Here is a 19,183-nt window from a genome sequence, read left to right on the forward strand (position 1 = left end):
CGCTCACGGCACCTTGAGCGACAGCACGTCCGGCACCGTCACGCGCTGGCCGTAGAGGTTCGCGCTGCCGCCGATCGCCAGCACCCGGTGGGCCGGGGTGGCCGCGCAGACGACGGACGCCCGGCCGTGCGGGAGGAGGGTGCTCAGCAGCACCCATTCGCCCGTGCGGACGTCGAGGACCTCGGTCGTGCGGTCCCGCGCGGTCGGGTCCTCGATCGGCGCGGGACCGCCGCCGACCACGATGATCCGGTCCTCCACCCGGACCGCGCCGGGCGCGCCGCGGCGCTTGCGCATCGGGGCGACGGCTTCCCAGCGGTCGGTGTCCGGGTCGTACCGCTCCACGGAGTCGAGCGCGTTCTGCTGCCTGCTGGGCAGCCCGCCGAGCGCGTACAGGTGCGTGCCGGTCGCGACGAGCCGGAACCGGGCCCGCGGGGTGAGCATCGGGGCCACCGGCGCCCAGCGCCCCGCCGCCGGGTCGAAGACGAGCACGGCGTCCGTGGCGTGCTCCTCCGGATCGCTGTCGCCGACGAAGCCGCCCGCCACGTACAGCTTCCTGCCCAGCCCGGCCGCCGAAGCCGCGCCGAGCGGGACCGGCAGCGGCGGGCTCTCCCGCCACGCGTCGGCCGCCGGGTCGTAGACCGCCACCACGTCGGTCGTGCGCTCGTCCGGGCCGATCCCGCCCGCGACGTAGACGAACCCGTCCAGCACGCCGGCCGCGTGGTCGCCCCGCGGGAACGGCATCGGGCTGACGTAGTGCCACTCGCCGCTGCCCGTCAGCTTGCGGGTCTCCACCGAGCTGTAGGCGACGTTCCCGTCGGTGCCGCCGAGCACGAAGACGTCGTCCCCGACGGTCGCCACCTCGTGGGCGAACCGGGGCGAGAGCATCGGCGGCCGGTACTTCCAGGTTTCGTTCATCGTTTCCACCCCTTTTCCGCGCCCAGAGTCTCCGTGACCGACCGGTCTGTTACGACGGATTCGGTTTCCGTTATTCGCGTCGGCGCGGGTTATTCGTTTTCGGATGACTCGGCCGGGAGGAACGCCGCTGACGATCATCCGACGCAGTGGGCTGGGCCGGATGGCGGACAACGATCACGCTGTGTGCGCGTTCCTCGTTGGTTTGTTTCCGATGGTGATCATCGGTGCGGTATTTCTCGGCAACGTGTTTGCGGTCCGGGAAATCGTCATCTACAGTCCGGCGATCAACGGCTTTGACGCCGGAATCCGTGGTCCCCGTGTTTCTTTTCCGAGGAGTGGCATGCGCAAACGCGCCTCGACCCGCCGGTTCGCCGTGCTCGCGCTGGTCCTCGCACTGGTGAGCGCGTGCAGCCAGCGCACCGCGACCGGCGGCGGTGCCGTCGAAAAGGCTTCGATCCGGGTCGCGGTCTTCGCCACCGTCGACCTCGCCACGTTCTGGCTGGCGCAGGAGGGCGGCTACTTCAAGGCGGAGGGTCTCGACGTGCAGGCCGACGCCGCCGCCAGCGGGCAGGAGTCGCTCACCCGCATGACGAACGGCCAGGACGACCTCGCGCTCTCGACCTACACCCTGTTCTTCCTGGCGAAGAACAACGGGTCCGACGTGAAGCTGGTCAGCGACGCCACCTCCGCCAGCCCGCGCAGCAACGAGCTGGTCACCGTGCCCAACTCACCCGTGAAGTCCGTCAAGGACCTGAACGGCAAGCGGATCGCCATCAGCTCGAAGAACGCCGCGTCCGACGTGCTGACCCGGTCGGTCATGCGCGACCACGGCGTCGAGTTCGACAAGGTGCAGTGGGTCCCGATGCCGCTGCCGGAGATGGGGGCCGCGCTGGCGCAGGGCCGCGTCGACGCCGCCTACCAGCCGGAGCCGTTCCTCACCCAGGCCGCCAAGACGGCCGGGGCGTTCCCGGTCATCGACGCCGCGAGCGGCAGCACGCAGGCGTTCCCGCTCACCGGCTTCGGCGCCACCGGGAAGTGGGTCCAGGACCACCCGAAGACGATGCTCGCGTTCCAGCGCGCGATGCTCAACGCGACGCGGGCGGCGGTCGACCGGGGCCGGATCGAGCCGCTCGTCGTCCGCAACGCCCACGTGGACCAGGACATCGCGAGCCTGATGGTGATGCCGGCGTTCGGGTCCACCCTGGACGCCCGCCGCATCCAGCGCGTGCCGGACCTGCTGCAGCAGCTGGGCGTCGTGCAGACGAAGCTCGACGCCTCCTCGATGATCACCCCGCAGGCCAGCACGGGCTGATCCCGGCACGACACGACCCGGGGCGGGTGCGCTGAAGAGCGCACCCGCCCTTTTTCGTGCGCGCTCACGCCTTGACACGACCGGCGCCGCACTCCACCCTCTTCATACCGACCGCGCGGTACGGCTTGGTCCACATAGTGGGACATGACAGGAGAGTCGACGATGACACTTCTCGGTGAGGACCTGCTCGTGGTCGACGGGCTCACCGTCCGGTTCGGCGGTCTCACCGCGCTCCACGACGTCCGGCTGAGCGTCGACGCCGGCACGGTCGTCGGGGTCATCGGGCCCAACGGCGCCGGGAAGACCACGCTGTTCAACGTCATCTGCGGGTTCGTCCGGCCGCAGTCCGGCCGCGTGGTCTGGCGCGGGGAACCCCTCGTGCGGCACCGCCCCGAACACCTGGCGGGCCTCGGGATCGTCCGGACCCTGCAGGGCCTCGGCCTGTTCGCCGGGCTGACCGTGCTGGAGAACGTGATGGCCGGCGCGGGCCGCCACGCCCGCACCGGCGTCCTCCCCGCGCTCGTCGGCGCCGGCCGGTCGGCGCGCGACGAATCCGAGCTGGCCGCGCGGGCCCGCGCCACGCTCGGCGAACTCGGGATCGCCGACCTCGCCGACCGGTTGCCCGGGGTACTGCCCTACGGCGTGCGAAAACGCGTCGCCCTCGCCCGGGCGCTGGTGGCCGAGCCCGACCTGCTCCTGCTCGACGAACCCGCGAGCGGGCTGTCGTCGGCCGAGCTCGCCGAGCTGTCGACGCTGATCCGGTCGCTGCGGCAGCACATGGCGGTCGTGCTCGTCGAGCACCACATGGACCTCGTGATGCAGGTGTGCGACCGGGTCGTGGTGCTCAACTTCGGCGAGGTGATCGCGGCGGGCACCCCGGCCGAGATCCAGGCCGACCCCCGCGTGGCCGAGGCCTACCTCGGCGACCCCGCCGAGGAGGCCCCGGGTGCTTGAGATCGACGAGCTTTCCGTGGCCTACGGCGCCGTCCGCGCGCTCGACGGCGTCGGCATCGAGGTCGAGCGCGGCGGGATCACCGCCGTGCTCGGCGCGAACGGCGCCGGCAAGACGACGCTGCTGCGCACGATCAGCGGCCTGCAGCCCGCGCGCGGCGGCCGGATCGCGTGGGACGGCAAGGAACTGACCGGGCTCGCCCCCGACCGCATTGCGCGCGGCGGGGTCGCGCACGTGCCCGAGGGTGGCGGGGTCATCACCGAGCTGACCGTCGACGAGAACCTCCGGCTGGGCGCGCTGTGGCGGCGGGACCGCGCCGACCGCGCGGCCGCCCGCAAGGAGGTCTACGAGCTCTTCCCGCCACTGGAAGAACGTTCGGCGAAACCCGCGTCGACGCTGTCCGGCGGCGAGCGGCAGATGCTGGCCATCGGCCGCGCGCTGATGAGCCGGCCCGAGCTGCTGCTGCTCGACGAACCGTCGCTCGGCCTCGCGCCGCTGATCACCGCCCGGATCATGGGAATCCTGCGGGACCTGCGGGCCTCGACGGGGCTCACCGTCGTGCTCGTCGAGCAGAACGCGCACTCCGCGCTGTCCATCGCCGACCGCGGGTACGTCCTGGCGCTGGGCCGGGTCGTCGCCGTCGACACGGCGGCCGAGCTGCTGGCCGACGACGGCCTCCGCCACGCCTACCTCGGTTTCTGAGCAACCACCAGGGAGAGAACGGTCCGGTATGCAGGAATTCCTCGACCTGACCCTCGGCGGGATCTCCGCCGGCGCGGTCTACGCGGCGCTCGGGCTCGCGCTGGTCATCATCTACCGGGCCACCCGGGTGGTGAACTTCGCGCAGCCCGCCCTCGCCCTGATTTCGACGTACCTCGCGTACTCGGTGACGAAGGCGACGGGCAGCTACTGGCTCGGTTTCGCCGTCGCGATCGTGGCCGGGACCGCGCTGGGCGTCGCCACCGAACGGCTGCTGATCCGGCCGCTGCGGCACCGCTCCGAGCTGAGCTCGATCATCGTCACGCTCGGGCTTCTGCTGGTGCTGCAGGCGATCGCGGGCATGATCTGGTCCAACGAGCCGCTGGCGTTCCCGTACGCCTTCGACTTCCGCGGCCGGTTCTCCGCCAACGACCTCTTCGTGGTGCTGGTGGTGCTCGCCATCGCCGCGCTCGTGCTGGTCGTGTTCAAGTACACGCCGCTGGGCCTGCGGATGCGGGCGGCCGCGTTCGCCCCGGACGTCGCCCGCACGCTCGGCGTGCGGGTCGGGCTGATGCTCACCGTCGGCTGGGGGCTGGCCGCGGCGGTCGGCTCGCTGGCCGGGCTGCTCGCCACCCCGCCGTTCCTCTTCCCGAACGTCCTGGACGGCGTCTTCGTCTACGCCCTCACCGCGGCGGTGCTCGGCGGCCTCGACAACCCCTTGGGCACCATCGCCGGCGGGTTCGTGCTCGGCGTCGGACTGTCCTACGTCTCCGGCTACCTGGGACCGGAGATGGTGACGATCGCGGCGCTGGCGATCCTCGTCGTCGTGCTGATCGTGCGGCCCAGCGGGTTGTTCGGCCGGGCGAAGGTGAGGCGGGTATGACGGTGCGCACGAGTCTTCCGGAAACCCGCGTGGAGACGTCCGCGAAGAAGCGGGCGCTGCCGCCGCTGCTGCGCCACAGCCTCGCCGCGCTGGCCGCGTTCGCCGCCGTCGTCGCGCTGACCCTGGTCACCGACGAGTTCACCAACCTGCGGATCGCGACCATCGGCTACTACCTGGTCGCGGTGGCCGGGCTGACCCTGCTGACCGGCCTGACCGGCCAGGTTTCGCTGGGCCACGGCGCGTTCATGTTCATCGGCGCGTACACGGTCGCCCTGCTGGTGAAGCACGTGCCGTCGTTCCCGCTGTGGGCCGACCTGCTGCTCGCCTCGGCCGCCGGCGGGCTCGCCGGGCTGCTGGCCGGGGCCGCCGCGGCCCGGCTGCGCGGCCCGTACCTCGCCGGGGCGACGCTCGCGCTGGCCGTCGGGCTCCCCGCGTTGACCCGCCGCTTCCAGGACTTCCTCGGTGGCAGCAACGGGTTGAGCTTCACCGTCCACAGCAGACCGTCCGGCGTGGCGGTCCCGGAGCTGCGCTGGCAGACCTGGATCGTCTGGCTCAGCGTGCTCATCGCGCTGGTGCTCGTGGTGAACGTCGTGCGCGGCAAGCTCGGCCGGAACTTCCGCGCGGTGCGCGACGACGAGGTCGCCGCGTCGCTGAGCGGGATCGCCGTCGGGCGCACGAAGATCCTCGCGTTCCTCATCAGCGCGGTGTGCGGCGGGCTCGCCGGTGGCCTGCAGGCGTTCCTGCTCGGCACCGCCGCGCCCGGCTCGTTCACGCCCGCGCTGTCGCTGAGCCTGCTGGCCGCGGTCGTGCTGGGTGGGCTCGGGTCGCTGTGGGGCGCGCTGTGGGGCGCGGTCGCGCTCGTCTACTTCCAGGCCTGGTCCGAGGACCTCGCCGACGTCCTGCACCTGAACACCGACGTGGCCAACAACCTCCCGCTGGCGGTGTACGGCGTGATCCTCATCGTCGTCGTGCTCGCCTTCCCCCGCGGTATCCAGGGCGGTTTCCAGAAGCTGCGCCAACTTCTCCGTCGACCCGCCGAAAAGAAGGAGAACCATGAGAACCACTAGGTACGGCGCGGGTTTCCTCGCTCTCGCCCTGGCGCTCACCGCGTGCGGGGGTGCGGGGGAAACCGGCACCGGTGGCACCCAGGCCGCGGACTCGGCAGTCGGCGTCACGAAGGACACCGTCACCATCGGCACGCACCAGCCGCTGACCGGCCCGGCCGCGCCCGGGTACAGCAAGATCTCCGTCGGCGCCCGCGCGGTGTACCAGGCGATCAACGACGGCGGCGGGATCAACGGCCGCAAGATCGACTACAAGGTCGAGGACGACGGGTACAACCCGACGAAGACCGTCGAGGTCGTCAAGAAGCTCGTGCTGCAGGACAAGGTGTTCGCGATCGTCGGCGGCCTCGGGACGCCGACGCACTCGAAGGTCGTCGACTACCTCAACACCGAAGGCGTGCCGGACCTGCTGGTGTCGTCGGGCGCGCTCGCGTGGGACAACCCGCAGAAGGCGCCGATGACCTTCGGCTACCAGGTCGACTACACCCGCGAGGGCAAGATCCAGGGCAAGTACATCAAGGACACCTTCGCGGGCAAGAAGATCGGGTACTTCACGCAGAACGACGACGTCGGCCGCGACACCCAGGCCGGGCTCGACCAGTTCGTCAAGGACCAGACCGTCGTCCGGCAGGGCTACGACAGCGCCAACACCGACGTCACGCCGCAGCTGTCCGCGCTGAAGGCCGCGGGCGCCGAGGTCGTCGTCTGCGAGTGCATCCCGGCGTTCACCGCGCTGTCGATCCTGGCCGCGGCGAAGATCGGCTACCGGCCGCAGTTCGTCGTCAGCAGCATCGGCGCGGACCCGGCGACGCTGTCCGGGCTGCTGCAGGACTTCGCCAAGCGCGGCGGCGCCAGCGTGTCGAGCGCGCAGCTGCTGAACGGGCTGATCGGCACCGGCTACCTGCCCGACGTCGCGCAGACGTCCGACCCGTGGGTCGCCTACTTCAAGGGCATCCACGACAAGTACATCCCGAAGGAGCCGCTGACCAACACGCTGTTCTACGGGATGGTGCAGGCCTACACGTTCGCGCAGGCGCTCAAGGCCGCCGGGCCGGACCCGACGCGGCAGAAGATCGTCGACGCCATGACCTCGGGCGCCCTGAAGGGGCCGGGGCTGACGCCGTTCGGGTTCTCGAAGGACTCGCACGCCGGCTACACCGGCGCGTACGTGTTCAAGATCAACCCGGACACCACGACGACGGTGATCCAGCCACCGTCGGTCACCGACCGGGGCACCGGGGCGATCACGCCGTACACCGGTGAACGCGCCACTCCGGAGCAGGTGAACCTGCTGGGCAAGTGAGGACCGGGCCGACTCGCGGCGCCGCGCGGGCCGGCCCGCCCGCTCACATAGGGTGGCGACATGAACGTGCGGGAGAAGGTCGTGCGGGCGGCGGTGCGCCTGTTCGCCGAGAAGGGCTTCGAGGCCACGACGGTCCGCGAGATCGTCGAAGAGGCCGGCGTCACCAAAGGCGGGCTGTACCACTACTTCGAGTCCAAGGACGACCTGCTCTTCGAGATCTACACGGCGATGCTGCGGATGCAGACGCGCCGGATGGTGACGATCGCCGAGTCGGACCTGCCGCTGCCGGAGCGGCTGCACGCGATCGTCGCCGACGTCGTCGTGACGAGCATCGCCGACCTCGACGCGGCGACGGTGTTCTTCCAGTCGTTCCCGCTGCTGGAGAAGTCCAAGCAGGTCCAGGTGCGGGCCGAGCGGCGCACCTACCACGAGCGCGTGCGGGACCTGGTCGCCGAGGGGCAGCGGGCGGGGGTGTTCCGCGCCGACGTGCCCGCCGACCTGGTGATCAACTACCACTTCGGCGCCATCCACCGGCTCGGCATGTGGTACCACGCCGACGGCGAGCTGTCGGGGGAGCAGGTGGGCGAGCACTTCGCGAACCTGATGCTGCGCAGCCTCCGTCCATAGTGGACGATCTATCGTGGGGGCATGCACATCGTGGCGGTCCTCGCGCTCGACCAGGTCGTCCCGTTCGACCTGGCGACACCCATCGAGGTCTTCTCGCGGACGCTCCTGCGCGGCCGGCCGGCGTACGAGGTCCGGATCTGCGGTCCCGCGCGGGAGCTGGACGCGGGCATGTTCACGTTGCGGCCGCCGTGGGACCTGTCGGGGCTGGCTGACGCCGAGACGATCATCGTGCCGGGTCGTTCCGCGAACCCGCCGCTGCCGGCTTCGGTGATCTCGGCGTTGCGCTCGGCGGCCGCGCGGGGAGCGCGGATCGCGTCGATCTGCTCGGGAGCGTTCGTGCTGGCCGAGACGGGGTTGCTGGACGGCCTGCGCGCGACGACCCACTGGGCGGCGGCGCCCGAGCTGGCGCGGTCGTTCCCGGCGGTCGAGGTGGATCCCGACGTGCTGTACGTGGACAACGGGCAGATCCTGAGCTCGGCGGGCGCGGCGGCGGGCCTGGACCTGTGCCTGCACCTGATCCGCCGCGACCACGGCTCGGCGGTGGCGGCTTCGGCGGCGCGTCTGTCGGTGATGCCGCTGGAGCGCGAGGGCGGCCAGTCCCAGTTCATCGCGCAGGACCCGCCGCCGACGCCCCGCGGGTCGGAGCTGGAGCCGGTGCTGGCGTGGCTGGAGGAGAACTGCGCGTCGGAGCTGACACTGTCAGGGGTGGCGGCCCAGGTGGGGATGAGCACGCGCACGTTGAACCGCAGGTTCCGCGAGCAGACGGGAACGACACCGCTGCAGTGGCTGCTGAGGGTCCGCGTCCGGCGGGCGCAGCACCTGCTGGAGTCGACGGGCGAGCCGGTGGACCGCATCGCCGGGCTGGTCGGGTTCGGCTCGCCGGGCGCGTTCCGGGAGCGGTTCAAGCGGGTGGTGGGGACGAGCCCGCAGGCCTACCGGACGAGCTTCCGGGCTTCGGTGGGGTGACTACTCCGCCGCGCGGAGCAGGAGGTCGCGCATCGAGCCCATGCCGTACTTGTCCACCGTGCTGGAGAGTTCGGCGACTTCGCGCAGGAGCGGCCTGATGTCCACGTCCGCCGCGCGCGCCTGGGCGCAGAGATCGTTCAGCGTCAGGATCTCGTCGCGGGTGTCGCGGCCGTGGTCGCGGGCCGACAGGTGCAGGAGCCGGGTGCGGAAGCTCGCTCGGGGGAGGTCGGCGGCCCAGCTGAACTTCGGGTACCGGTCGAACAACGCGCGGATGGCGGTCCGGACCTCGTCGTCGCCGCGGTCGTAGTGCCGGAGCAGTGCGCGCAGCACGTCCTGCGCTTCTTCGCGCGGCTTGCCTCCGGTGGCGTCCAGCCGCGCGACCGTCTCCGCCAGCTCCTCGAGTTCCACCACGGCTCACCGTAACCGGTAGGGTCGGCCCCATGTCGAGCCCCGAAGCGTCCAGGGCGGGGCTGCCGGTCACTCCGGCAGCCCGGTAACTCCCCGCCTTCCCGGGCTCCCGGGTGACCACGAAAGCGTCCCTTGCCTTCGTGATCCCTGGAGTTTCGCTGTGTCCCTCTACTTCCTCGCCCTCGGCGTGTTCGCCGTGGGCACGTCCGAATTCATGCTCGCCGGGCTCGTCCCCGGCGTCGCCGCCGCGCTGGACGTCTCCCTCGCGCGAGCCGGGTACCTCACCTCCGCCTTCGCCGCCGGGATGGTCGTCGGCGCGCCGTTCATGGCCGCCGTCGCCCGGCGCTGGCGGCGCCGGACCGCGCTGCGAACCTTCCTCGCCCTCTTCGTCGCCGCGCACGTCGTCGGGGGCCTGACGTCGTCCTTCGGCGTCCTGCTCGGGACGCGGGTGGTCGCCGCGCTCGCCAATGCCGGGTTTCTCGCCGTCGCGCTGACCGCGGCCACCTCGCTCGTGCCGCCGGACCGCACCGGCCGCGCGCTCGCCGTCCTCCTCGGCGGGACGACCTTGGCCTGCGCCGCGGGCATCCCCGGCGGGGCGCTGCTCGGCTGGCCCACGGCCTCCTGGACCGTCGCCGCGCTGTGCCTGCCCGCCGTCGCCGCGGTGTCGCGCGTTCCCGACACCCCCGCCGGCGGGGTGGCCGACCTGCGGACCGAGTTCGCCGAACTCCGCCCGCTCGCCCCGGTGCTGCTCCGGGCGGCGCTGGTCAACGCCGCCACCTTCGGCGTCTTCACCTACTTGGCGCCGCTGAGCGAAGGTGCCGCGCCCGCGCCGGTGGTGCTGGGCCTCTTCGGTGCCGGGTGCTTCGCCGGCATCACCGCGGCGGGTCGGCTCGCGGACCGGTGGCCCGGCCGGGTCGTCGCCTTCGGCGGGGCGCTGCTGCTCGGGGGCTGGGTCGTGCTCGCCCTGGTTCCGGCGGCGCTCGTGTTCCTCGCGTTTCCGCAGGGTGCGCTGGCCTTCGCGGTCGGCGGCACGGTGATCACCCGGATCCTGCGTGAAGCCACCGGCGCCCCGACCATGGCGGGCTCCTACGCGACCGCCGCGCTCAACGTCGGCGCGACGGTGGGCCCGATCCTCGCCGGCACGCTGAACCCGTTCTGGGTCGCCGCGGTGTTCACCGCTGTCGCCGTCGGCGGACGTAGTAGGTGATCAGGCCGGCGGTCGCGGCGAGCGCGATTCCGCCGGCGATCATCCGGAGCGTGAAGTCGAGTCCCGTGACGGAACCACCGGCGTTGACGGCGGCGCTGATCACGAGGACCGCCCAGAGGACGACGGGGGCGGCGGTGCGGGTGGGTGCGTTGGTGTTCGTCATGCCACGAACACTACGAACGCGCTGTTCGACCAACGATCCCGTCGGCACCCGGATCCGGGGTAGCGCCAGCGCTACCCCGCGTCCCGGCCGAGGTAGGCGAGCACCGCCAGCACCCGGCGGTGCCCGCCGCCCTCGTCGGACGGCAGGCCGAGTTTGGCGAAGATGTTGCGGATGTGCTTGAGCACCGCGCCGTCGCTGACGACGAGCAGCTCGGCGATCGTGCCGTTGTTGTAGCCCTCGGCCATCAGCGCCAGCACCTCGCGCTCCCGCGCGGTCAACGCTTCGAGGGGGTCTTTCGCGCGACGGCGGGACATCAGCTGGCCGATGACCTCCGGGTCCATCGCCGTGCCGCCCTTCGCGACCCGCTCGAGCGCGTCCAGGAACCGTTCGACCTTGCCGACGCGCTCCTTGAGCAGGTAGCCGACCGCGCCGACGCCGTCGGCGAGCAGTTCGACCGCGTAGCTCGTCTCGACGTGCGCCGACAGCACCAGCACCGGCAGCCCGGGGTGGATCTCGCGGGCGCGCACGGCCGCGCGCAGGCCCTCGTCGCGGTGGGTCGGCGGCATCCGGACGTCCATCACGACGGCGTCCGGCCGGTCGCCTTCGACGAACTCGAGGAAGCCCTCGGCGTTGTCGAACGTGGCGGCGACCTCGATGCCCGCGGTCTTCAGCAGCAGCGCGAGCCCTTCGCGCAGCAAGGCGTCGTCCTCGGCGATCACGACCCGCATGGCAGCTCCACTCGCAGCACGGTCGGCCCACCGGGTGGGCTGGTCAGGGTGAGGGTTCCGTCGAAGGCCTCGGCGCGGCGCCGGATCCCGGCGAGCCCGCTGCCGCGCCGCTCGTCGGCGCCGCCGCGGCCGTCGTCCCGGATCTCCAGGGTCAGCAGGGAAGCCGTGCCGCCGAGCGTGATGTCCACAGTGGACGCTTCGGCGTGCTTGGTGACGTTCGCGAGCATCTCGGCGACGACGAAGTACGCCGCGGCCTCGACCGCGGCCGGGCGGCCGGTCTCGTACTCGACGGTGACGGCCGTCGGCACCGGGCAGTGCTCGGCGAGCGCGCGCACCGCCCCGGCGAGGCCGCGCTCGCTCAGCAGCGGCGGGTAGATGCTGCGCACGACGGTCCGCAGCTCGGCCAGCGCGTCGGTCGCGGTGTCCTGGGCCTTGACCAGCAGGTCGCGGGCCGTGGTGGGGTCGCGGTCGTAGAGCTGGCCGGCGATGCCGAGCTGCAGGACGACCGCGGCGATCCGGGCCTGGGTGCCGTCGTGCAGGTCACGCTCGATGCGGCGCAGCTCGGCGCCGTGCGCCTCCAGCGCGGCCGCCCGCGTCGCGGTCAGTTCGGCGACCCGGTCGGCCAGCACGACGCCCGGGGCCGGCCGGAGCAGCTTTTGCGCGGTGCGGGCCTGCCAGCGCGCGGCCCGCGGCAGCAGGAGCGTCGCCGCGGCCATGCCGACGGCGACCAGGAAGTCCAGCCCCGCGCTCGGCCACGAGTTCACCACGATGCCGAGCGAGCCCTCGATCCCGCCGGGCACCGCCGGCCAGATCAGGACCGTGACGACCTGCTGGACCGCCCCGAGCGGCAGGCCGATCGCCAGGCTGCCCAGCACCAGGCCGGTCGCCGCGTGGATCGCGAGCCATGCGAGGTCGCGGCGGGTCGCCGGGTCCTTCAGCGGGGAGCCGTCGCGGTAGGGCTCGGGGATGGCCTCGCCGAGCCGGCGCGCGGCCCGGCGCCGGTCGACCCCGACCGGCCACCGCGCCAGCTTGATCGCGGGGGCCAGCGACGGGATGCCGACGCCGAACGGGCAGAGCAACAGGACGGCGAAGAGCCCGGCGAGGGCCAGGATCGACAGCAGCGACGTGCCGGCGCCGACCACGAGGTAACGAGCCGCCGACCAGCACTCGCGCAGGCGGGTCGTCACGCCGACAGTGTCCCACCCCACCGCCGTGGTGGTGCTGGCGCTACCCCCGATCCACCTCTCCACGGGATCGATCGCCGCTGGTCGCGGACCTAGTTTTCCCGGTAGACCACGAAGGGGACCGGAAAATGACCACAGGGAACGCGCTGGAACTGGCCGGGGTGCGGAAGGTGTACGGCTCCGGCGACGGCGCCGTCACCGCGCTCGACGGCGTGACGGCGAACGTGCCGCGGGGGACGTTCACCGCGGTGATGGGCCCGTCGGGCTCGGGCAAGAGCACCTTCCTGCACTGCGCGGCCGGCCTGGACCGGCCGACGTCGGGGAAGGTGGTGCTCGGTGGCACCGAGATCGGGCGGCTGAAGGAGAACGAGCTGACGCGGCTGCGTCGCACCCGCGTCGGGTTCGTGTTCCAGGCCTACAACCTGCTGCCGTCGCTGAACGTGCTGCAGAACATCACGCTGCCGATGCGGCTGGCCGGCGCCAAGCCCGACCCGCAGTGGCTGCGCGAGATCGTCGAAGGCGTCGGCATGGCCAAGCGGCTGGAGCACCGCCCGGCGGAGCTGTCCGGCGGGCAGCAGCAGCGCGTCGCGATCGCGCGGGCGCTCATCGCCCGGCCCGACGTCGTGCTGGCCGACGAGCCGACCGGCGCGCTCGACACCCGCACCGCGCGGCAGGTGCTCGACCTGCTCCGCGCCGTCGTCGACGGGATGGGGCAGACCGTCCTGATGGTGACCCACGACCCGGTCGCGGCGTCGGCCGCGCACGGCGTGCTCTTCCTGGCCGACGGCAAGCTGGCCGGGCACCTCCCGCACCCCACCCCCGAGCGGGTGGCGGAGCGCATGACGCACCTCGGGGAGTGGTGACCGTGCTGACCCTCGCGTGGCAGACCATCCGCACCAGGCTCGGCGGGTTCACCGGCGCCTTCGTCGCGATCCTCTGCGGCACCGCGCTGGTCGCGGGTTGCGGAGTCCTCATGGAGTCCGGCCTGCGTGCCGGCGTCCCCACCCAGCGCTACGCCGCCGCGGCCGTCGTCGTCGGCGGCGCCCAGACCGTGCACCCGCCGGGCGCCGACGCGCTGACGTTCGAGCAGGTCGGCGAGCAGCCGTCGGTGCCTTCGGAACTGGCCGGGCGGATCGCTTCGGTGCCCGGCGTGCGTTCGGCGGTGGCGGAGCAGAGCTTCCCGGCGCAGGTCGTCACGGCCTCCGGGGAGGTCCTCGGCGGCCCGCAGTCGCTGGGCCACAACTGGGACGCGGCCGTGCTGGCGCCGTTCCGGCTGAGCGCGGGCCGGGCGCCCGGGGCGCCGGACGAAGTCGTGCTCGACGCCGATCTGGCGCGGCAGGCCGGTGTCGGCGTCGACGGGCAGGTGCGGATCATGACCCGGTCCGTGCCGGTCGAGTTCCGCGTGAGCGGGATCGTGGACGCGCTGTCACGGCAGTCGGCGCTGTTCTTCACGCCGGCCCGGGCCGCGGAACTGGCCGCTCGCCCCGGCCAGGCCCACGCGATCGGCGTCCTGGCCGAACCCGGTGTGGCCCCGGAAACACTCGCCCAGCGGATCGGCGCCGTCGCCGGGGACGCCGAGGTCACCACCGGCGTCGAGCGCAGCACGATCGAGTTCCTCGACGTCAGCCAGACGCGGACGCTGCTGCTCGCCATCGCCGGCTCGTTCGGCGGGTTCGCCCTGCTCGTGGCGGTGTTCGTGGTGGCCAGCACGCTCGCGTTGACGATCAACCAGCGGCGCCGGGAGTTCGCGCTGCTGCGCGCGGTCGCGGCGACACCGCGGCAGATCCGCAAGCTCATCGGCCTGGAGACGACGATCGTCGCGCTCGTCGCCGGCGTCCTCGGCGGCGCGCTGGGCCTGGCGGTCGCGTCCGGGCTGCGCGACGCGTTCGCCGCGATCGGCGTGATCCCGGCCGACTTCGGCCTGGCGATCAGCCCGCTGCCGTCGCTGGCCGCGGTGCTGCTCGGGCTGGGCGCGGCCCGGCTGGCGGCGTGGGCGGCCTCGCGGCGGCCGTCGTCGATCCGGCCGGTCGAGGCGCTCGGCGAGGCGGCGGTCGAACGTCGTCAGCTCGGCCGCGGGCGGGCGATCACCGGCTGGAGCCTGGTGCTGGCCGGGTTCGCCGGCGCGCTGGTGCCGCTGTTCCTGCGCGGCGACGTCGCGACGGCGGTGTCGTCGATGTCGACGCTGGTGATCGTCATCGGGCTGGCCGTGGTGGGGCCGCAGGTGACCGGGCTGGCGGTGCGGTTCCTGAGCCCGCTGCTGGCGCGGCTGTGGCGGATCAGCGGCTACCTGGCGGGGGCGAACGCTTCGGCGGGCACGCGGCGCCTGGCCGCGGCGGCGACGCCGTTGATGCTGGCGATCGCGTTCGCGCTGGCGATGTTCTACGGCCCGACGTCCGCGACGGCGGCCGCCGCTTCGGAGACCGCGGCGTCGACCACCGCGGACTACGTGCTGAGCGGCCCGGCGGGCGTTTCGCCGGAGGTCGCCGCAGCGGCCGCGCGGTTGCCGGGCGTGGCCACGGCGACGCCGGTGGTCCGCACGTCGGTGCTGACGGTGTCGACGGTCGGTGACAGCACGGAAGTCCAGCGCACGCCGGCGCAGGGGCTCGGTTCTTCGCAAGGGGTGTTGGAACTGGGCGTCGACTCCGGGCGGCTCGCGGATTTGACGGGCGACACGGTGGCGTTGAGCCGATCGGAGGCCGGCTGGCAGAACAAGAAGCTGGGCGACGAGGTGACGTTCTACTTCGGCGACGGCGTCCCGGCGAAGCTTCGTCTGGTGGCGACTTATACGCACGACAAGGCATTCGGCGACTTCGTGTTGCCGGTTTCGTTGGCGCGTCAGCACAATGGCGGGCGATTGGACGATTCGGTGCTGGTCCGACGTTCGCCTGACGCGGACCCCGCGTCGGTGGCCGCGGCATTGCGTTCGCTGCCGTACCCGGGCTTGACGGTGGCTACGGCTTTGTCGACCCCTTCGGGCGGCGACGGGCAGGCCCAGTTCTACCTGAACCTGGTAGCGGCGGGGGTGATCGTCGGGTACCTGGCGATTTCGGTGGCCAACACGCTGGTGCTGACGACGGCCCAGCGGTCGCGGGAGTTCGCATTGCTCCGGCTGGTGGGGACGACCCGTCGCCAGGTGACGCACATGATGCGCCTCGAGGCTTTGGTCACGGTGGGGATCGCTGTGGTGGTGGGGACTGTGGTCGCTTTGGTGCCGTTGGCGTTGCTCAATGTGGGGCTGCGGGGGAGCCCAGTGCCGTCGGGTCCGTTGAGTGTCTACTTCGGAATCATCGGCGGCGCGGCGGTACTGGGCTTCTTGGCGATGGGGCTGTCGACGTTCGTGGCGCTTCGGGCGCGGCCGATCGATGCGATCGGGTTGCGGGAGTAGGTGGTGGCGGGTGGTGCCGAGGGGGCACCACCCGCCACCGGCGGTTCAGGGCAGTTCCCGGTCCGGCGGGACAAGTTCTGCGTCTCGCCGACGTAGACCCGCGGACGGTCCTGGCCTGGTGCGCCGCGCAGGACGAGCCGGTAGATGCCGGGCGAACGAGGCAGCTGCGGAAACACGAGCCGGCCGGCGGTGTCCAGTGCCACGGCGGCCGGCACGTGCCACCGCAGGCGAACCCGGACGTCCAGCTCCACCGGGTCGAACTCGCCGGGCAGGACGGGAACCGCCCGCTCGTCGGCCGGCCGCCACCCCCGGGCCCGTTGGCGATCGAAGCTGATCGTGTCGACGTGCCAGCCTGCGCGGCGCCACGCTTCGGTTTACGTCAGGCTGCTGTCGGCCCACTACTGGTGGCGCAGTACGCCGAATCCACGGCTCGGTAGTCGCGCCGCCGGCGCCCGGTATTTCACGCGTCCGCCGGAATTCGACCTCACGGGCTGAGTGGCCACAACCCCAGCTTGGTGAGCTGCTCGCGGACGTGCCCGCGGACCGGGTCGTCGACGTCGGCGACGAGTGCGATCGTCTGGCGGGACTCGTTCCACGCCTCGACCTGCCTGCCGGTCGCAGCCAGCGACCGCACCAGCGCCACCAGCGCGCGGACGACCGGGACGTGATCCGAACGGGAGACGCCGAGCGCCTTCCGGGCGAACAGCAGGACGTCGCCGTGTTCTTCGGCGTCGCAAGCGGCCTCGCTCAGCTCGACCAGCGCGGCGAGCGTCTCCTCGTGGCCGGCCGGGTAGCGCTCGTGCAGCTCGACGGCCTCGGTCAGCTGCCGGAGGGCCTCCGTGCTCCGGCCGGCACGACGGCTCAGCAGGCCGAGCTCCAGCGCCATCGCGGCGTGGCGCCGGTGGTCACCCAGTTCGGCATAGAGCGTTTTCGCCTGGGACAGATGGGTTTCCGCTTCTTCGAGCTTTCCCCGACGCCGCAGGTGCGTGCCGAGGTCCCCGTGCGCGGCGGCGCACTGGGCGGGTTCGTTCAGGCTGTGCTGGATGTCGAGGGCCTCCCGCAGGCAGGACTCGGCGCGGTCCCGCTCCCCGGCCTCCTCCGCGTGGCGCGCGAGCAGGAGGAGGACTTCCGACCGGTCCCGGCTGTTGTGGGTGTTGCCGAAGAGCAGGTTCGCGATCTCCAGGGATTCGGCGATCTTGTCCGGGTCGTCGTGGATCCGCGCCAACGTCGCCAGTGCTTGGCCTTCGGCGTCGCGGTCCTGGACGTCCCGCGCCGCGAGCAGGACCGTCTCGACGGCTTCGCGCCAATCGCACCCGGTGCTGTCGAAGGCGAGGTGGGGCCGGAGCAGCCGGAGCAACGTCACCGCCCGCGGCAGGTTGCCGCCCGCCGCGCGGTGGATCGCGGCGCACAGGCTCGCCTCTTCCGCGGCCAGGAACGCTTCCGCGGCCTCGAAATCCGGCAGACCGGCGTGCGGCAGTTCGGCGGTTCGCCGCAGGGCCGGCGCCAGGACCTCGGCGGCGTCGGTGACCCGGGCGATGTACCAGTCGAGGAGCCGCGCCTCGGCCTCGCGGCGGTTTTCGCGCGAATCGTGGGCGCGCGCCAGCCGTTCGCCGGCCTCGCGGGTGAGGGCGTCCATCCGGTAGCGGCCGTCGTCCCGGTCGATCAGGTACAGCGACCCGAGCCTGGTCAGCGCGCCGCGGGTCGACTCCTCGTCGGTTCCGTCCAGGGCGAAGACCGCTTCCGGCGCGAGGCTGGGCGAGACGTGCAGCGCGAGCGAACGGAAGAGCCGCGCAGCCGGCGCGTCGAGGGCGTGGTACGACCACAGCACCGACGTCAGGATCGTGCCCGACGCCAGTTCGCCCGCCAGCAGGAGCTCGGCCGGGCTCGGCAGGCCGCCGGTGCCGGGCAGGAGTTCGGCGAGGGTGCGGACGGCCTGCGGGGCGCCCCCGGTCAGCGCACGGACCGCCGCCGGGTCGGGCGGCTCGGCGTCCGTGTCGCGCAGCAGGCCGCCGAGCAGCCGGGCGATTTCGGCTTCGGAGAACGGCCGCACCTCCAGCCGGAAGGCGCCGTGGTGGGTCACGAGGTCGCTGAGCCGGTGCCGGCTGGTCACGACGACCACGGAGTGCGCGCTCCCCGGCAGCAGCGGCACGACCTGGCTGGAATCGCGGGCGTTGTCGAGGAAGACCAGCACGCGGTGGTCGTCGAGCAGGGTCCGCAGCATCCGGACCCGCGCGCTCGGGCTCGCGGGGATCGCGGCCGCGGCGACGCCGAGCGCGTCGAGGAACTCGGCGAGCACGTCGGCGGGATCCCGGGGCGGTCCGGTGCCGTAGCCGCCGAGGTCGGCGTGCAGCTGCCCGTGCGGGAACCGCTCGCGGACGGCGTGCGCCCAGTGCAGGCCGAGCTCGGTCTTGCCGACCCCGGCCGGTCCGGTGAGCGCGACGATGAGAGTCGCGGGCGGCCCGCCGACCCGCGAGCGCACGTACAGGTCGTCCAGCCGGTCGACGTCGTCGGCGCGGTCGACGAACTGGCTGACGGTGGAGGGCAGCTGCGCGGGCGGCAGGGCGCGCAGGGCCGCCTGGGTCCGGTGCCGGTCCGCGGGCGCGGGTGAGTCGCGGGACTGCAGCAGCTGCTGGTGCAGGTCCTGCAGGTCCTGGCCGGGGCCGGTCCCGAACGACCGCGCGAACCGGTCGTACACCTGTTTCCAGTACGCGTCGAAGGCTTCGTAGTGGCCGAGCCCGTTCAAGGCGGTGATCCGCTGGGCGATGTACTGGGTGTCCAGCTCGTGGTCGACCATGGCTTCGTCGAGGATTCGCAGCACCCCGCGGTAGTCGCGGCGTTCGAGCTCGACGGCGCACAGCGCCTGGTAGCCGGCGACGCGTTCGTAGCGGTCGATGTCCTCCCGTTTCTGCTCCATCCAGATGGTCCCGAGATCTTCGACGACGGGCCCGCGCCAGAGGTTCATGGCTTCTTTGAGGGCAGCGGCCGCGTCGTCGAAGCGGCCGGCTTCCCTTGCTCGTTCGCCGTTCTTGAACAGCGTTTTGAAGCGCGCGTAATCGAGATCGTCGTCCTCGGGCAGGAACTGGTAGCCGGCCCGCTGAGTGACGATCTTCGCGGAAACCCCAGCGTCGCGAAGGGAAGCCCGCAGCCGGCTGACGTAGGCGTGGAGATCTTTCCGGGCGTGATCGGGAGGATCGTCCCAGAGGGCTTCGGTAACGGTCCGGACGGCGACGACTTTCCCGTGGTTGAGCATCAGCACGCCCAGAAGCGACCGTTCCTTGGCCCGCCCGAGCGCGACCTCCCGGTCGCCGAGCAGGAGTTCGACGTGCCCCAGGATCCGGAACTGCATCGCACCTTTGTGGTTGGTCGGCAGGGACTTCCTGTCCCGAC

At 72.4% G+C, this 19,183-nt stretch carries 17 protein-coding genes; 11 read left to right on the forward strand and 6 right to left on the reverse strand.

Annotated features, from left to right (window positions below; translation table 11 throughout):
- Positions 1-3: 3 nt before the first annotated feature.
- Positions 4-915 (reverse strand): Kelch repeat-containing protein, encoded by a 912-nt coding sequence (locus ACIRSS_RS34540; RefSeq protein WP_400902412.1) that lies wholly within the window; start codon positions 913-915, stop codon positions 4-6.
- Positions 916-1,255: 340 nt separating this feature from the next.
- Here ACIRSS_RS34540 and ACIRSS_RS34545 point away from each other — a divergent pair, with 340 nt between their 5' ends.
- The 8 genes from ACIRSS_RS34545 to ACIRSS_RS34580 all read left to right on the forward strand — a co-directional run bounded on the left by ACIRSS_RS34545 (position 1,256) and on the right by ACIRSS_RS34580 (position 8,721).
- On the forward strand, positions 1,256-2,227 hold the full coding sequence (locus ACIRSS_RS34545; protein ID WP_400902415.1) for an ABC transporter substrate-binding protein: 972 nt from the start codon (positions 1,256-1,258) through the stop codon (positions 2,225-2,227).
- Positions 2,228-2,389: 162 nt separating this feature from the next.
- Complete coding sequence (locus ACIRSS_RS34550; protein ID WP_400902418.1) at positions 2,390-3,181, forward strand: ABC transporter ATP-binding protein; 792 nt, start codon at positions 2,390-2,392, stop codon at positions 3,179-3,181.
- Positions 3,174-3,881 (forward strand): ABC transporter ATP-binding protein, encoded by a 708-nt coding sequence (locus ACIRSS_RS34555; protein ID WP_400902421.1) that lies wholly within the window; start codon positions 3,174-3,176, stop codon positions 3,879-3,881. The genes ACIRSS_RS34550 and ACIRSS_RS34555 overlap by 8 nt, the downstream gene beginning before the upstream one ends.
- Before the next feature lie 28 nt (positions 3,882-3,909).
- Entirely contained in the window at positions 3,910-4,761 is an 852-nt protein-coding gene (locus tag ACIRSS_RS34560; protein WP_400902423.1) for a branched-chain amino acid ABC transporter permease, read from the forward strand.
- Positions 4,758-5,828: a branched-chain amino acid ABC transporter permease gene (locus tag ACIRSS_RS34565; RefSeq protein WP_400902426.1), complete on the forward strand. Its 1,071-nt coding sequence runs from the start codon at positions 4,758-4,760 to the stop codon at positions 5,826-5,828. The genes ACIRSS_RS34560 and ACIRSS_RS34565 overlap by 4 nt, the downstream gene beginning before the upstream one ends.
- On the forward strand, positions 5,815-7,128 hold the full coding sequence (locus ACIRSS_RS34570) for an ABC transporter substrate-binding protein (protein WP_400902428.1): 1,314 nt from the start codon (positions 5,815-5,817) through the stop codon (positions 7,126-7,128). The genes ACIRSS_RS34565 and ACIRSS_RS34570 overlap by 14 nt, the downstream gene beginning before the upstream one ends.
- Before the next feature lie 60 nt (positions 7,129-7,188).
- Positions 7,189-7,755, forward strand: coding sequence for a TetR/AcrR family transcriptional regulator (locus ACIRSS_RS34575; protein WP_400902431.1), 567 nt, complete (start codon positions 7,189-7,191; stop codon positions 7,753-7,755).
- Between the two features lie 21 nt (positions 7,756-7,776).
- On the forward strand, positions 7,777-8,721 hold the full coding sequence (locus ACIRSS_RS34580; RefSeq protein ID WP_400902434.1) for a GlxA family transcriptional regulator: 945 nt from the start codon (positions 7,777-7,779) through the stop codon (positions 8,719-8,721).
- Here the strand turns inward: ACIRSS_RS34580 and ACIRSS_RS34585 are convergent, their stop codons facing one another.
- Positions 8,722-9,129 (reverse strand): hypothetical protein, encoded by a 408-nt coding sequence (locus ACIRSS_RS34585; RefSeq protein ID WP_400902437.1) that lies wholly within the window; start codon positions 9,127-9,129, stop codon positions 8,722-8,724. It abuts the gene before it with no gap.
- A 160-nt stretch (positions 9,130-9,289) separates the two neighbouring features.
- Here ACIRSS_RS34585 and ACIRSS_RS34590 point away from each other — a divergent pair, with 160 nt between their 5' ends.
- On the forward strand, positions 9,290-10,336 hold the full coding sequence (locus ACIRSS_RS34590) for an MFS transporter (RefSeq protein ID WP_400902439.1): 1,047 nt from the start codon (positions 9,290-9,292) through the stop codon (positions 10,334-10,336).
- On the opposite strand, the gene ACIRSS_RS34595 is transcribed toward ACIRSS_RS34590, so the two are convergent.
- The 3 genes from ACIRSS_RS34595 to ACIRSS_RS34605 all read right to left on the reverse strand — a co-directional run bounded on the left by ACIRSS_RS34595 (position 10,302) and on the right by ACIRSS_RS34605 (position 12,414).
- Positions 10,302-10,499 (reverse strand): hypothetical protein, encoded by a 198-nt coding sequence (locus ACIRSS_RS34595; protein ID WP_400902442.1) that lies wholly within the window; start codon positions 10,497-10,499, stop codon positions 10,302-10,304. The genes ACIRSS_RS34590 and ACIRSS_RS34595 overlap by 35 nt on opposite strands.
- A gap of 71 nt (positions 10,500-10,570) precedes the next feature.
- On the reverse strand, positions 10,571-11,227 hold the full coding sequence (locus ACIRSS_RS34600) for a response regulator (protein ID WP_372669369.1): 657 nt from the start codon (positions 11,225-11,227) through the stop codon (positions 10,571-10,573).
- The gene (locus ACIRSS_RS34605) at positions 11,215-12,414 is read right to left on the reverse strand and encodes a sensor histidine kinase (RefSeq protein ID WP_400902444.1); all 1,200 of its coding nucleotides are present in this window, start codon (positions 12,412-12,414) and stop codon (positions 11,215-11,217) included. The genes ACIRSS_RS34600 and ACIRSS_RS34605 overlap by 13 nt, the downstream gene beginning before the upstream one ends.
- A gap of 125 nt (positions 12,415-12,539) precedes the next feature.
- Here ACIRSS_RS34605 and ACIRSS_RS34610 point away from each other — a divergent pair, with 125 nt between their 5' ends.
- Both ACIRSS_RS34610 and ACIRSS_RS34615 read left to right on the forward strand, forming a co-directional pair.
- Positions 12,540-13,274 carry an ABC transporter ATP-binding protein gene (locus ACIRSS_RS34610; protein WP_400902446.1) on the forward strand — a complete coding sequence of 245 codons (735 nt, stop codon included), beginning with the start codon at positions 12,540-12,542 and terminating at the stop codon, positions 13,272-13,274.
- Positions 13,275-13,276: 2 nt separating this feature from the next.
- The gene (locus ACIRSS_RS34615; RefSeq protein ID WP_400904003.1) at positions 13,277-15,796 is read left to right on the forward strand and encodes an ABC transporter permease; all 2,520 of its coding nucleotides are present in this window, start codon (positions 13,277-13,279) and stop codon (positions 15,794-15,796) included.
- A 484-nt stretch (positions 15,797-16,280) separates the two neighbouring features.
- On the opposite strand, the gene ACIRSS_RS34620 is transcribed toward ACIRSS_RS34615, so the two are convergent.
- Complete coding sequence (locus tag ACIRSS_RS34620; protein WP_400902449.1) at positions 16,281-19,142, reverse strand: BTAD domain-containing putative transcriptional regulator; 2,862 nt, start codon at positions 19,140-19,142, stop codon at positions 16,281-16,283.
- Between the last annotated feature and the right edge of the window lie 41 nt (positions 19,143-19,183).

Source organism: Amycolatopsis sp. NPDC101161 (genome assembly GCF_044768185.1).
In the GTDB taxonomy this organism is placed as follows: domain Bacteria; phylum Actinomycetota; class Actinomycetes; order Mycobacteriales; family Pseudonocardiaceae; genus Amycolatopsis.

What these genes read in the sequence shown, in the direction of transcription:
- ACIRSS_RS34540 (WP_400902412.1), bottom strand. Translation starts at nt 915, where the DNA reads ATGAACGAAACCTGGAAGTACCGGCCGCCGATGCTCTCGCCCCGGTTC.
- ACIRSS_RS34545 (WP_400902415.1), top strand. Translation starts at nt 1,256, where the DNA reads ATGCGCAAACGCGCCTCGACCCGCCGGTTCGCCGTGCTCGCGCTGGTC.
- ACIRSS_RS34550 (WP_400902418.1), top strand. Translation starts at nt 2,390, where the DNA reads ATGACACTTCTCGGTGAGGACCTGCTCGTGGTCGACGGGCTCACCGTC.
- ACIRSS_RS34560 (WP_400902423.1), top strand. Translation starts at nt 3,910, where the DNA reads ATGCAGGAATTCCTCGACCTGACCCTCGGCGGGATCTCCGCCGGCGCG.
- ACIRSS_RS34565 (WP_400902426.1), top strand. Translation starts at nt 4,758, where the DNA reads ATGACGGTGCGCACGAGTCTTCCGGAAACCCGCGTGGAGACGTCCGCG.
- ACIRSS_RS34570 (WP_400902428.1), top strand. Translation starts at nt 5,815, where the DNA reads ATGAGAACCACTAGGTACGGCGCGGGTTTCCTCGCTCTCGCCCTGGCG.
- ACIRSS_RS34575 (WP_400902431.1), top strand. Translation starts at nt 7,189, where the DNA reads ATGAACGTGCGGGAGAAGGTCGTGCGGGCGGCGGTGCGCCTGTTCGCC.
- ACIRSS_RS34580 (WP_400902434.1), top strand. Translation starts at nt 7,777, where the DNA reads ATGCACATCGTGGCGGTCCTCGCGCTCGACCAGGTCGTCCCGTTCGAC.
- ACIRSS_RS34595 (WP_400902442.1), bottom strand. Translation starts at nt 10,499, where the DNA reads ATGACGAACACCAACGCACCCACCCGCACCGCCGCCCCCGTCGTCCTC.
- ACIRSS_RS34600 (WP_372669369.1), bottom strand. Translation starts at nt 11,227, where the DNA reads ATGCGGGTCGTGATCGCCGAGGACGACGCCTTGCTGCGCGAAGGGCTC.
- ACIRSS_RS34610 (WP_400902446.1), top strand. Translation starts at nt 12,540, where the DNA reads ATGACCACAGGGAACGCGCTGGAACTGGCCGGGGTGCGGAAGGTGTAC.
- ACIRSS_RS34620 (WP_400902449.1), bottom strand. Translation starts at nt 19,142, where the DNA reads ATGCAGTTCCGGATCCTGGGGCACGTCGAACTCCTGCTCGGCGACCGG.